Origin of the sequence: Pseudomonas mucidolens, assembly GCF_900106045.1 — a bacterium.
Taxonomy (GTDB): domain Bacteria; phylum Pseudomonadota; class Gammaproteobacteria; order Pseudomonadales; family Pseudomonadaceae; genus Aquipseudomonas; species Aquipseudomonas mucidolens.
The window spans coordinates 1,386,709-1,398,881 of the sequence record NZ_LT629802.1 but is presented as its reverse complement, the minus strand read 5'-3'; the positions used below and the strand labels follow the sequence as shown (position 1 = coordinate 1,398,881).

Genomic DNA, 12,173 nt, shown 5'->3' with positions numbered 1-12,173 from the left:
CAAACGTCGCGGAAGGTGTTGACAGGCATCAACGCCCGGTCGCTTACCCCAGCAACTGGCTCAACACCGCGCGCAACTTGCCGGGCTTGACCGGCTTGTTCAACAGCGGTGCCTGCAAGCGCTGCAACGAGCGACGGCATTGATCAGTGCGATCGGCGGTAATGATCACCGCCGGAATCATCAACGCGAAATGCTCGCGCAGGTGCCGGACCACCTCACAGCCCACCACCCCGTGATCGAGGTGATAATCCGCCAGAATCAGCTCCGGCGCCCTGCCCTGCAACGCGGCCAGCGCCCCCGCCCGATCAGTCGCGACCACCACCTCGCAGCCCCATTGCCCGAGTAGCGCACGCATACTGTCCAGGATCGTGATTTCGTTATCCAGCACCAACAACCGGCGTCCCGGTAACGGGTTACCGGCGCCGGCCTGAGGGGGCACCTGACAAATGGGCAACGGCACTTGCGCGGACAGCGGCACCTCGATGCTGAACATCGAACCGCGCCCCGGCCATGAACGAACCATCACCTGGCAACCGAGAATTTTCGCGATACGCTCGACAATCGCCAGCCCCAACCCCACGCCCTTGCGATCCGCCGCACGTCCGACATTCAACTGATTGAACTCGAGGAAGATCGACTCCAGGCTATCGGCAGCAATCCCGCGCCCGGTGTCCCACACTTCCACACGCAAACCGCTACCCCGACGTCGCGCTCCCAGCAGGATGCAGCCCGCTTCGGTGTAGCGACAGGCATTGCTCAGGAAGTTGCGCAGGATGCGTGTCAGCAAACGCAGATCAGTGTTGATGGCGTAACGGCTCGTGTGGACCCGCAAGTTGAGCCCCGCCGCGGCCGCCACCGATTGAAACTCCGACACCAGCGGTGCGAGCAATTCATCGAGGCGGTATGAGGCAATATCCGGCTTGACCGCCGCCTGGTCGAGGCGGGAGATGTCGAGCAAATCGGCGAGCAAGTCTTCCGCACCTTCCAGGGCCTGATGAGTGCGTTCCACCAGTATCTGTTCGGCACTCGGCAGACTGCGTTCGCGCAGCGTGGAAATCAACAGCCGGGCGGCATTGAGTGGCTGCAACAGATCATGACTGGCGGCGGCCAGGTATTTGTCCTTGCTGCGATTGGCGGCCTGGGCGGCGTCACGCGCATCACGCAGGTCCTGCTCGATCCGTTCACGCCGGGCGATCTGCTGTTGCAGATTGCGATTGGCCTCCAGCAACTCATCGGTGCGTGCGGCGACCCGTTGCTCCAATTCGTCGTTCAGCCCTTTGTAACGGTTGCGCTCGGCCTCCAGCTCATCCAGGCGCGCGGTCAGTTCCGGGTAGTGACTTTTGCGCGCCGAGTGATCGCCCAGCCCCAGCAGCCCGGCCAACGCACGTTGCTGATCGTCAGAGAGCTTCGCCATAGACGACCTCGACGTCACGCTGGCTGGACTCACGCGGGTTGGTGAGGATGCACGGGTCATGCATCGCGTGCTGCGACAAGAAGGGAATATCCGCCACCCTTACCCCGTGCAGACCGAGGGTTTCATGGAAGCCGATAGCGTGTTTCAAGGCAATCAGATGGTCCACCAGCCGAGCGCTGATCTGCCGCTGATTGAGGCCCCGGCAATCGATGCCGAACGTCTCGGCAATGACCTTGAAACGATCCGGTGCAGAGTTGTAGTTGAACGCCACCACGTGCTCCACCAACACCGCGTTGCACAGACCGTGAGGCAGGTCGAGAAAGCCTCCCAGGCTGTGAGACATGGCGTGCACCGCACCGAGGATCGCATTGGAAAACGCCAGCCCGGCCTGCATGCTGCCCAGCATGATTTTCTCGCGCAGGGCAATATCCTGCGGGTTGGCGATCATCTGCACCAGATTGCCGTTGATCAAACGCATGGCTTCCAGCGCGTGGGGATCGGTCAGCGGACCGTGACCGGTGGATACAAAGGCTTCGATGGCATGCACCAATGCGTCGATGCCGGTACAGGCCGCGAGGAACGGGTCCATGCTCGCGGTGGTTTCCGGGTCGATCAGCGATACATCCGGCACCACGGCCTTGCTGACGATGGAGAATTTCATGCGCTCCTGCTGGTTGGAAATGATCACGAATTGCGAAACATCGGCTGAGGTGCCGGCGGTGGTCGGGATCAGGATCAGCGGCGGGCTGGGCACGCGAATGGTGTCCACGCCTTCGAACTCGAGGATGCTGCGCCCGTGGGCGACCACAATCCCGATGGCCTTGCCGCAATCCATCGGGCTACCACCACCGACGGCGACGATCACATCGCAATGGTGCTCGCGGTAGACCTCGGCGCCGAGCATCACTTCCTCGACACGCGGGTTGGGCGATACGGCGGTGTACAGGCAGTAATCGATGCCCAGCGCCTGCAGGCTGACCTCGACATCGGTGACCCAGCCGGCGGCCACGACGCCGGGATCGCTGACTACCAGCACCTTGCGCGCCCCGAAGGTCTTGGCGTAGTTGCCGACATTGTGCCGGCAGCCGGCACCGAAGATGATTTCAGGGGAGACGAATTTACGCAGCTGGCTGAGGTTATGGCTCATTGGAAAGCCTGTTTTTATTGTTTTTGGAAGATGCACGCCACACTAAACCATCCGCAGGCGAATGCAATCAGACCAAAGAGTAGCCCACTGCCGGTGACAAAGATTAACTCCCGTAGCTGCTGCAAGCTGTGCATCCTGTAGCAACTGTCGAGCCCCAGCGAGGCTCGACAGCTGCTACGCAGGGTGCGTGTTAGCGGCTGGCGAAGTACATGGTCACTTCAAAGCCGATACGCAGGTCGGTAAACGCGGGTTTGGTCCACATGGGGCGATCCTCTTGTTGTGCCGGAAAATTCCGGTGTGGGTATTAATGCATGGGTGAGACGCAGGGCGAATGCTACTTTCGAGGGAGGTCGGGGGGACGTTGGTATCAGCCCTCGCCCGAAGCCTCTGCCGAGGAATGACGCGGAGAATCTGGCACCCCGAGGCGATTTCAGGCTTTTCGCGAGCAAGCTCGCTCCTACAGGGTGCCGAGTAGCGCGAGCCGTGCACAAAACCTTGGATCAAAAGAATCCCAACGGATTCACGTCATAGCTAACCAACAGGTTCTTGGTCTGTTGATAATGGTCCAGCATCATCTTGTGATTTTCCCGCCCGACCCCGGACTTCTTGTACCCGCCAAACGCCGCATGCGCAGGGTACAGGTGATAGCAGTTGGTCCACACTCGCCCGGCCTTGATCGCCCGGCCCATGCGGTAGGCGCGGTTGATATCGCGGGTCCACAGCCCGGCACCGAGGCCGAACTCGCTGTCGTTGGCAATCGCCAAGGCTTCGGCTTCGTCCTTGAAGGTGGTGACGCCGACCACCGGGCCGAAGATCTCTTCCTGGAACACGCGCATCTTGTTGTGCCCCTTCAGAAGGGTCGGCTGAATGTAGTAACCGCTGGAAAGATCGCCCTCCAGTCGCTCAGCCGCGCCGCCGGTGAGTAGCACGGCGCCCTCTTCCTGGGCGATTTTCAGGTAAGAGAGAATCTTCTCGTATTGCTGCTCGGACGCCTGGGCACCGACCATGGTCTCGGTGTCCAGCGGGTTACCGCGTTTGATCTTGACGATCTTCTTCATCACCTCTGCCATGAACGACTCGTAGATCGACTCCTGCACCAGCGCCCGCGACGGGCATGTACAGACTTCGCCCTGGTTGAAGAAAGCCAGCACCAGACCTTCGGCGGCCTTTTCGATAAAGGCCGGTTCCGCGTTCATGATGTCTTCGAAAAAGATGTTCGGCGACTTGCCGCCCAATTCCACGGTAGACGGGATGATGTTCTCGGCCGCTGCATGCATGATGTGCGCGCCAATCGGGGTGGAACCGGTGAAGGCGATCTTGGCGATACGCTTGCTGGTGGCCAGCGCTTCACCGGCCTCGCGACCGAAGCCCTGGACGATATTGAGTACGCCCGGCGGCAGCAAATCGGCGATCAACTCGGCCAACACCATGATCGACAGCGGCGTCTGCTCGGCCGGCTTGAGCACGATGCAATTGCCGGCGGCCAGCGCCGGGGCAAGTTTCCAGGCGGCCATCAACAGCGGGAAGTTCCACGGGATGATCTGCCCGACCACGCCCAGCGGCTCGTGGAAGTGATAGGCGGCGGTCAGCTCGTTGATCTCGGCCGCGCCGCCCTCCTGGGCGCGGATGCAGCCGGCGAAATAACGGAAGTGGTCGGCGGCCAGCGGCACGTCGGCATTCAGGGTTTCACGTACCGCCTTGCCATTGTCCCAGGTTTCGCTGACGGCCAGCACTTCCAGGTGCTGCTCGATACGGTCGGCGATTTTCAGCAGCACCCGCGAGCGATCCTGGGCCGAGGTCTTGCCCCAGGCATCGGCGGCGGCATGGGCAGCATCGAGGGCCTTGTCGATATCGGCGGCGCTGGAGCGCGGGAATTCGGCAATCACCGCGCCGGTGACGGGCGAGGTGTTGGTGAAGTATTCGCCATTGACCGGCGCCACGAATTCACCGCCGATGAAATTGCCGTAGCGCGCTTTGAATGTAACGATAGCGCCAGGGGTTCCGGGTTGTGCGTAGATCATGCTGAAGCCTCTGTTTGTTGTGAGATTGTCAGGGGTTTAGGTGCTGCATCTGCTCACGTTCATACTGCGGGTACAGGTGGCTGACGCTGCGGATCAGTTCGTAGCGACTGAGGCTGATGGCGGCAAACCGTTCAGGGATCGGGCCACGGATCAGCTCTGGCATATCGCTGCCGTGACTGGCGCCCTCGCGCAGCAGATGATCGAGCCAACCAAGGTAGTCGCGCATCTGCTCGAAAGGCTTGGCGTCCACCGCCACCGGGCCATGGCCGGGCACAATCAGGGTCCAGGGCAAACCTTGCAGGGTGGCGATATCCGCCAGCCAGATCGCCAGCCCCGGCGTATTGGGAGTGGTCAGGGCGCGCTGGTAAAACACCAGGTCACCGGCAAACAGCACGCCGGTTTTCTGGTCCAGAATCGCCAGGTCGGCGCCGCTGTGCCCGCGGAGTTCAAGCAGGCGCAAAGGATGGCTACCGAAAGTCGTCACGCCGGGTGACAGGACTTGAGTGGGCAATACCACTTCGGTGCCGCGCATCCAGTCGCCGACCATGCGGTACAGGTTCTCGGCCATGCCGTCGCCCTGCTCATGCAGCAGTTGCGTGGTGCCCGCCAGGGCGCCGATGGGCACGTCCTTGAAGGCTTGGTTACCCAGCGCATGGTCGGGATGGTGATGGGTCAGCAGCACCTGGATCACCGGTTTATCGGTGACGCTGGCGATGGCCTGACGCAGCGCCTCGCCGTAGCGTTTCGACGGCCCGGTGTCGATCACCACCACGCCGAGCTCAGTGACGATAAAGCCGACGTTGACGATATTGCCGCCGTTGTCCCGGCCGAAGTTATCGGTGCTGCCTTCCAGCAGCCAGGTGTTTTCAGCGACCTGTCGGGGCTTGAGGTGGTAGTTCAAGTCGGCCAGTACCGGCAGGCTCAGGGTAATCAGCCACAGTAGGATCCAGCACAGGTTCATGGGATGGCAGCCTCGAATTGAGTACCGCTGGTGTCGCGCAGCATCAGCCGGGTTTGCCCCGGACCTTCGATATCAAACGCCAGGTTGGGGTTTTCGCTGACAGCCGGGAACAGTTCCAGGCGCGCCAGCAGCTCGCCGTCGGCAGCGCGCAACTCGGCCTGGTTGATGAAAAATTCGGGAATGCCGCTGACCAAGCCGTTATCCATGGGATGTGAGACCTGCAGCTTGACGCGGCTGAACCCGGCGCGTGGGTAATGCCCGCCGAACACTTCGCCCAGGTGCTCTTCCCAGCCCGACTGGGTGCGTACCACGCTGGGCGCGGTGCAGCCACCGCCTGCGGCGTCGATCAGGGTAGAACCGACATGCCACAGGCCATCCTTGGTCAACACGGCTGCGCGCAATGGCGTGGCCTGTTCGATGCGGATACGCATCGACAGCCACGGCAGCACGCGCTCGCGGGGATGGAAGTCGACGATTTCGGGCAGTGGATTAAGCTCGGCCCAGGCGAGGATTCTCACCACCTCGCCCTTGAACGCCCGGGCGTCGATTTCCAACGGTACCTGACGCGCATCTTCGGCAAACGGCGGCGCCAGCAGCTTGACGCGTGGGTCAAACACGAACGCGGCGTTGTCGAGGAGTCGCTGGTGGTAATAGGCCCACATCACTGACGGCACCGGATCGACAGGCGTGCCCCAGGCGAGCATCGGCAGACACAAGGCCCACAACCCGTTCAGGCGCATGGGTCACTCCTCGACGTGTACGCTGTCGAGGTAAGTGCGGACCGCCCACAATGCCTCCTGGCTCAAGTAATCGGCCATCTTCGGCATGTACACCCGGCCATCGCGCACGGCGCCATTACGTACCCGTTCGACGAACCACTCATCCCCGACGTCGCCTTCATCAAGCATCCGCAGATCCGGAGCGATGCCGCCGGACTTAGCTTCCAGTCCGTGGCACGCGGCGCAGTTCTGGTTGTAGGCCGAGGCGCCGACTTCGATAGCCTTGCCCTGCTCCGGCGATTTGCGGTACGGGTTGACCGCCGCCCAGCCATCGGCGTCGAGCGGTACGCCAGCCTGCTTGATCGGCGTCAGTCCCTGGGTTTCCACCGCGGTGGGCGTCACGTTGCCATGGGCCCAGACCGAGCCTGTACTGATAGCGCCGGCCAGCAGGCCGAAAAAGAACAAGGCGTTGCGTTTTGTTGTCATTGTTTTTCCCTCGGGAGTGCACGCAAAACCTCTTTAGAGAGGCTATGCCAACCATCTTAGAAAGCTCCCGCCAAGCGCCGTATGCTGCTTTGGTGGCCGGCCCTTACTCCCTTGGTAGTAGGGCTTGTGGAGCACTTCCAAATCAGATGCGGTTCGGGAAATTATCCCGGCGACACCGGGATATTTTCCGTAGGCGCCAACCCCTTCCAGACAGCAACCTGTGCAGGCCAAAACCTCCACTGGGAACTGCAACCATGACAATAAGATCGCTCCCCGCCCTTTCGCCGCTGTGCCTTGCCGTGCAGGCTTTTCTGCTGGTCGGCAGCCTGTCCTTGAGTGCGACAGGCTTCGCCGCCGTCCCTGCAAAAAAACCGACCCATAACGTCACGTGGGAAGACATTGCCAACGATCACCTGAGCACCAAGGATGTGCTGCAATACGGCATGGGCACCAATGCCCAGCGCTGGAGCCCGCTGGCCCAAGTCAACGACAAGAACGTGTTCAAGCTGACACCCGCCTGGTCCTACTCGTTCGGTGACGAGAAGCAACGCGGCCAGGAATCCCAGGCCATCGTCAGCGACGGCGTGGTGTACGTCACCGGCTCGTATTCGCGGGTCTTCGCCCTCGACGCCAAGACCGGCAAGCGCCTGTGGACCTACAGCCACCGCCTGCCCGACAACATTCGTCCCTGCTGTGACGTGGTCAACCGCGGGGCCGCGATCTTCGGCGACAAGATCTACTTCGGCACCCTCGATGCGCGCCTGGTCGCCCTCGACAAAAATACCGGCAAAGTGGTGTGGAACAAGAAGTTCGGCGACCACGCCGCCGGCTACACCATGACCGGTGCCCCGGTGCTGATCAAAGACAAAGTCAGCGGCAAAGTGCTGCTGATCCACGGCAGCTCGGGTGATGAATTCGGCGTGGTCGGCCAGCTGTATGCACGTGACCCGGACACGGGTGAAGAAGTGTGGATGCGGCCGTTTGTCGAAGGTCATATGGGTCGTCTCAACGGCAAGGACAGCACCCCGACCGGTGACGTCAAGGCGCCGTCCTGGCCAGATGATCCGACCACCGAAACCGGCAAGGTCGAAGCCTGGAGCCATGGCGGCGGCGCGCCTTGGCAGAGCGCCAGTTTCGATCCCGAAACCAACACCATCATCGTCGGCGCCGGCAACCCTGGCCCGTGGAACACCTGGGCGCGAACCTCCAAGGACGGCAACCCTCACGATTTCGACAGCCTCTACACCTCCGGCCAAGTCGGTGTCGATCCGAGCACCGGCGAAGTGAAGTGGTTCTACCAGCACACGCCAAACGATGCCTGGGACTTCTCCGGCAACAACGAACTGGTGCTGTTCGACTACAAGGACAAGGACGGCAAAGTGGTCAAGGCCACCGGCCATGCCGACCGCAACGGTTTCTTCTATGTGGTGGACCGCAACAACGGCAAACTGCAGAACGCCTTCCCGTTCGTCGACAACATCACCTGGGCCAGCCACATCGACCTGAAAACCGGGCGGCCCGTGGAGAACGAAGGCCAGCGTCCGGCCAAGCCCTTGCCGGGGGAAACCAAGGGCAAGCCGGTGGAGGTCTCGCCACCATTCCTCGGCGGCAAGAACTGGAACCCCATGGCCTACAGCCAGGACACCGGGCTGTTCTACATCCCGGGTAACCAATGGAAAGAGGAATACTGGACCGAAGAGGTCAACTACAAGAAAGGCTCGGCCTACCTGGGCATGGGGTTCCGCATCAAGCGCATGTATGACGACCATGTCGGCACATTGCGGGCGATGAACCCGACGACCGGCAAGGTGGTGTGGGAGCACAAGGAATCACTGCCGTTGTGGGCCGGCGTGTTGGCCACCAAGGGCAACCTGGTGTTCACCGGCACTGGAGATGGTTTCTTCAAGGCTTTCGACGCGAAAACCGGCAAGGAGCTGTGGAAGTTCCAGACCGGCAGCGGCATCGTCTCCCCGCCGATCACCTGGGAACAGGATGGCGAGCAGTACATTGGCGTCACCGTCGGTTATGGCGGCGCGGTCCCGCTGTGGGGTGGCGACATGGCTGAGCTGACCAAGCCGGTGGCGCAAGGTGGGTCGTTCTGGGTGTTCAAGATCCCGAGTTGGGACATGCAGGCCGCCAAAAACTAGATAGAAACCGCCGTAGATACCGTCTTGGGCCTTGCGCTTGCAGACGGTATCTACGCAATGCGTTCCTCCACCGACGAGGTGTTGTGATGAAATACCTGCCTTTGCTACTGCTCCTGAGCCTGCCCCTCGCCCATGCCGACGAGGGTGACCCGCTGATCATCAATGGCTGCGCCATCGCCGAGCACAGCCAATGCCCCGGCGCCCACCTCAGAGGCGCCAACTTGCGTAACCAGAATTTGAGCAAGATGAACCTGGCTGGCGCCGATTTGCGTGACGCCGACCTGCGCCATGCCAACCTCGATCTGGCCAATCTGGAAAAAGCTCAGTTACAAGGCGCCAACCTGACCCGTGCCAGCCTGCAACAAAGCAACCTGCGTCTGGCCGACTTCAGCGGTGCAACCCTGGTTGCCGTGCAGGGTTGGGGTATGTTTGCCCAGGGCGCACAGTTCGAAAACGCCAATCTCAGCGCGGCCTATCTGCAATTCGCCCGCCTGTCCGGGGCCAAACTGCACAAGGCCAACCTGCGGGCCGCCGACCTGGAAATGAGCTGGCTGAGCAAGGCCGACCTGCAAGGCGCCGATCTCAGTGATGCCAACCTGCAGGAAGCCAAATTCGGTGAGAGCAACCTCGAACAGGCGACTCTCAGCGGGACCCGCCAGCACTATGCGAATTTCCAGGATGCGAATATGGAAGGCTGCACCGACTGCCCGACCACCTGGGACCGCTAACCCGGGACCGCAGGAACGAGCTTGCTCGCGGAAAACCTGAACGATGACGCAGCGGTCGCAAATAGCCCGCGGCGCCCGTGCATTTTTCGCGAGCGAGCTCGCTCCTACAGTGAAAAGGTGTGCGCCACACCCATGTCGATACCCACATGCACCAACTCGGCATGGGACGTAACCTGCAATTTGCTCTTGAGCAAGGTCAGGTAGTTGGACACGGTTTTGCTGCTCAGGCTTAGTTGCGCGGCGATGGAGCGCGTCGGTGTGCCTTTGGCGAGCATCAGGAAAATCTCCAGCTCACGCGCAGTCATGCCCTGCAAGCGATGATCGCCCGGATGATAGGCGAGCTCAGTGGCCAACGCCTGTTCGATATAAGTATGACCGTCGAGAATGCGTTGCACCGCTTCGCTCATCACCGCAGGCGTCGCACCCTTGGTGATATAGCCTGAAGCGCCGGCCTCCAGCGCCTGGCGCACCAACGACAACTCGGTATGTTGGCTGAAAAACAGCACGCGCAATTGCGGCAGGCGCTGGCGCAAGCGACGGGTGGTTTCCAGGCCGCTGATGCCCGGCAAGCCGAAGCCGATGATTACCAGGTTCGGCACCGCTTCCTGCACCCGCTGCAACGCCTCTTCGCCGTTGGCCGCTTCGCGCACGTGCAGACCTGGCAGCAGACTGCGCAACAGGCTGGCGTAACCTAGGCGCACGACGGCGTGATCATCCACCAGCAGAATATTCATGGCGCCTCCAAGAGCTGTATTTACCGTCCATGCTAGAACCCCGCGACTCGGCGCGGGCTACTACTTTGGTACTGGTTTTCCTGTCTATCGTCGCATTCCCAATGCACCGCGACTGGCGTGTAATGGACGCATAACGATAAGGACTGGACCTGCCATGCTGCCCGCTCGATTGCCACTTCTGGCGCTGTTGTGCCTGCTCATCAGCCACGCACAGGCCGGCCCTGCGCTGTTTTCCACCGACGGCTATCGCATCGGCCTGTACCGCAGCCCGACGCCCGGGCACCTGCCGGGGGCAACGATTGTCGACACTCCGGCGCTGCAAACCCTACTCAGTCAAACGCCCAAGCCGTTACTGATCGACGTCTACCGCCGCCAATGGCTGCAAGGTCGCTTCATCGAAGACCAGCCCCATGCCAACCTGCCCGGCAGCCACTGGCTGGCGAATACCGGCGATGGCGACCTCTCGCCCGAATGGCGCGAGTATTTCGTGCGTCATCTGTACAAACTCACCGAAGGCGACCTGTCGCATCCATTGGTCTTCTACTGTCGCTCCGATTGCTGGCTGAGTTGGAACGCGGTAAAACGAGCCGCCAATCTGGGCTATACCTCTGTGTATTGGTATCGCGATGGCTTGGATGCGTGGGAAGCGGCAAAACTGCCAGTGATGGCTGCGACACCCGAACCCTTTGAATAAATACCCACAACAAGAAGGTGAACGGCCATGTACAAGATTCTGATTGCCGACGATCACCCGCTGTTTCGCGAAGCGATCCATAACGTCATCAGCGATGGTTTCGCCGGCAGTGACGTGATGGAAACCGCCGACCTGGACAGCGCCCTGGCCCTGACCCGGGAGCACGACGACCTGGACCTGATCCTGCTGGACCTGAACATGCCGGGCATGCACGGTCTCAATGGCTTGATCAACTTGCGTAACGAAGCGCCAACGATCCCGGTGGTGATCGTGTCCGCCGAGCAGGACAAGCAGATCGTGCTGCAAGCCATCACCTACGGCGCGGTCGGCTTTATCACCAAGTCCTCGCCTCGGGCGCAGATGACCGAGGCGATCCAGCAAATCCTCAATGGCAACGTCTATCTGCCACCGGACATCATCCGCACCCAGAAAACCAGCAACACCCGGCGCATGCATGACAATCCGGCCTTCGCCCCGGAACTGCTCCAGGCCCTGACACGCAAGCAGTTGCTGGTGCTGGAACGGATGACCAAGGGTGAATCGAACAAACAGATTGCGTATACGCTGGAGATTGCCGAGACGACGGTGAAAGCGCACGTGTCGGCGATCTTGCGCAAGTTGAATGTGCATAATCGGGTGCAGGCGATCTTGAGCGCGGGGGACATTGATTTCGGGTCTTATCTCAGGCGATGAGGGGGTGTGAGTGGTTTTTTTGTCTGGCTTGAGAACCACCCCTCACCCTAGCCCTCTCCCCAGAGGGGAGAGGGGACTGAATGGGGGATATTCCAGACATTTCTCGACCTGAAAGAACGGCTTTGAATCCACAATCAAAACGGTTTTTCAGGTCGCACACTTTCTCAGCACACTTTGGTCAGTCCTCTCTCCCCTCTGGGGAAAGGGGATTGAATGGGGGATATTCCAGACATTTATCGACCTGAAAGAACGGCTTTGAATCCACAATCAAAACGGTTTTTTAGGTCGCAAATTTTTCTCAGCACACTTCGGTCAGTCCTCTCTCCCCGCTGGAGAAAGGGGATTGAATGGGGGATATTCCAGACATTTATCGACCTGAAAGAACGGCTTTGAATCCACAATCAAAACGGTTTTTCAGGTCGCACATTT

At 60.8% G+C, this 12,173-nt stretch carries 12 protein-coding genes; 4 read left to right on the top strand and 8 right to left on the bottom strand.

Annotation, left to right across the window (positions count from 1 at the left end):
• Positions 1–43: 43 nt before the first annotated feature.
• The 7 genes from BLU75_RS06845 to pedF form a co-directional block, all read right to left on the bottom strand.
• Complete coding sequence (locus BLU75_RS06845) at positions 44–1,414, bottom strand: hybrid sensor histidine kinase/response regulator (RefSeq protein ID WP_084379197.1); 1,371 nt, start codon at positions 1,412–1,414, stop codon at positions 44–46.
• Complete coding sequence (gene ercA, locus BLU75_RS06840) at positions 1,398–2,561, bottom strand: alcohol dehydrogenase-like regulatory protein ErcA (RefSeq protein ID WP_084379198.1); 1,164 nt, start codon at positions 2,559–2,561, stop codon at positions 1,398–1,400. Before ercA ends, BLU75_RS06845 begins: the two co-directional genes overlap by 17 nt.
• Positions 2,562–2,751: 190 nt before the next feature.
• Complete coding sequence (gene pqqA / locus BLU75_RS06835; RefSeq protein WP_010209364.1) at positions 2,752–2,823, bottom strand: pyrroloquinoline quinone precursor peptide PqqA; 72 nt, start codon at positions 2,821–2,823, stop codon at positions 2,752–2,754.
• 238 nt (positions 2,824–3,061) lie between these two features.
• Positions 3,062–4,582 carry an acetaldehyde dehydrogenase ExaC gene (gene exaC, locus BLU75_RS06830; RefSeq protein WP_084379199.1) on the bottom strand — a complete coding sequence of 507 codons (1,521 nt, stop codon included), beginning with the start codon at positions 4,580–4,582 and terminating at the stop codon, positions 3,062–3,064.
• A 28-nt stretch (positions 4,583–4,610) separates the two neighbouring features.
• Positions 4,611–5,537, bottom strand: a complete 927-nt coding sequence (locus BLU75_RS06825; RefSeq protein ID WP_084379238.1) for a quinoprotein relay system zinc metallohydrolase 1 — start codon at positions 5,535–5,537, stop codon at positions 4,611–4,613.
• Positions 5,538–5,539: 2 nt separating this feature from the next.
• Positions 5,540–6,283, bottom strand: coding sequence for a quinoprotein dehydrogenase-associated SoxYZ-like carrier (locus BLU75_RS06820; RefSeq protein WP_084379200.1), 744 nt, complete (start codon positions 6,281–6,283; stop codon positions 5,540–5,542).
• Between the two features lie 3 nt (positions 6,284–6,286).
• Positions 6,287–6,748: a cytochrome c-550 PedF gene (gene pedF / locus BLU75_RS06815; RefSeq protein ID WP_084379201.1), complete on the bottom strand. Its 462-nt coding sequence runs from the start codon at positions 6,746–6,748 to the stop codon at positions 6,287–6,289.
• Between the two features lie 254 nt (positions 6,749–7,002).
• On the opposite strand from pedF, the gene exaA reads away from it, so the two are divergent.
• Positions 7,003–8,895, top strand: coding sequence for a quinoprotein ethanol dehydrogenase (gene exaA / locus BLU75_RS06810; RefSeq protein ID WP_084379202.1), 1,893 nt, complete (start codon positions 7,003–7,005; stop codon positions 8,893–8,895).
• An 86-nt stretch (positions 8,896–8,981) separates the two neighbouring features.
• The gene (locus BLU75_RS06805) at positions 8,982–9,623 is read left to right on the top strand and encodes a pentapeptide repeat-containing protein (protein WP_084379203.1); all 642 of its coding nucleotides are present in this window, start codon (positions 8,982–8,984) and stop codon (positions 9,621–9,623) included.
• 104 nt (positions 9,624–9,727) lie between these two features.
• On the opposite strand, the gene BLU75_RS06800 is transcribed toward BLU75_RS06805, so the two are convergent.
• The gene (locus BLU75_RS06800) at positions 9,728–10,357 is read right to left on the bottom strand and encodes a response regulator (RefSeq protein ID WP_084379204.1); all 630 of its coding nucleotides are present in this window, start codon (positions 10,355–10,357) and stop codon (positions 9,728–9,730) included.
• Positions 10,358–10,511: 154 nt separating this feature from the next.
• Between BLU75_RS06800 and BLU75_RS06795 the strand changes: the two genes are divergently transcribed.
• Together BLU75_RS06795 and BLU75_RS06790 are read left to right on the top strand one after the other, a co-directional pair.
• Entirely contained in the window at positions 10,512–11,051 is a 540-nt protein-coding gene (locus tag BLU75_RS06795) for a PQQ-dependent catabolism-associated CXXCW motif protein (RefSeq protein WP_084379205.1), read from the top strand.
• Between the two features lie 27 nt (positions 11,052–11,078).
• Positions 11,079–11,744, top strand: coding sequence for a response regulator transcription factor (locus BLU75_RS06790; RefSeq protein WP_084379206.1), 666 nt, complete (start codon positions 11,079–11,081; stop codon positions 11,742–11,744).
• Positions 11,745–12,173 lie beyond the last annotated feature (429 nt).

What these genes read in the sequence shown, in the direction of transcription:
- BLU75_RS06845 (WP_084379197.1), bottom strand. Translation starts at nt 1,414, where the DNA reads ATGGCGAAGCTCTCTGACGATCAGCAACGTGCGTTGGCCGGGCTGCTG.
- ercA (WP_084379198.1), bottom strand. Translation starts at nt 2,561, where the DNA reads ATGAGCCATAACCTCAGCCAGCTGCGTAAATTCGTCTCCCCTGAAATC.
- exaC (WP_084379199.1), bottom strand. Translation starts at nt 4,582, where the DNA reads ATGATCTACGCACAACCCGGAACCCCTGGCGCTATCGTTACATTCAAA.
- BLU75_RS06820 (WP_084379200.1), bottom strand. Translation starts at nt 6,283, where the DNA reads ATGCGCCTGAACGGGTTGTGGGCCTTGTGTCTGCCGATGCTCGCCTGG.
- pedF (WP_084379201.1), bottom strand. Translation starts at nt 6,748, where the DNA reads ATGACAACAAAACGCAACGCCTTGTTCTTTTTCGGCCTGCTGGCCGGC.
- exaA (WP_084379202.1), top strand. Translation starts at nt 7,003, where the DNA reads ATGACAATAAGATCGCTCCCCGCCCTTTCGCCGCTGTGCCTTGCCGTG.
- BLU75_RS06805 (WP_084379203.1), top strand. Translation starts at nt 8,982, where the DNA reads ATGAAATACCTGCCTTTGCTACTGCTCCTGAGCCTGCCCCTCGCCCAT.
- BLU75_RS06800 (WP_084379204.1), bottom strand. Translation starts at nt 10,357, where the DNA reads ATGAATATTCTGCTGGTGGATGATCACGCCGTCGTGCGCCTAGGTTAC.
- BLU75_RS06795 (WP_084379205.1), top strand. Translation starts at nt 10,512, where the DNA reads ATGCTGCCCGCTCGATTGCCACTTCTGGCGCTGTTGTGCCTGCTCATC.
- BLU75_RS06790 (WP_084379206.1), top strand. Translation starts at nt 11,079, where the DNA reads ATGTACAAGATTCTGATTGCCGACGATCACCCGCTGTTTCGCGAAGCG.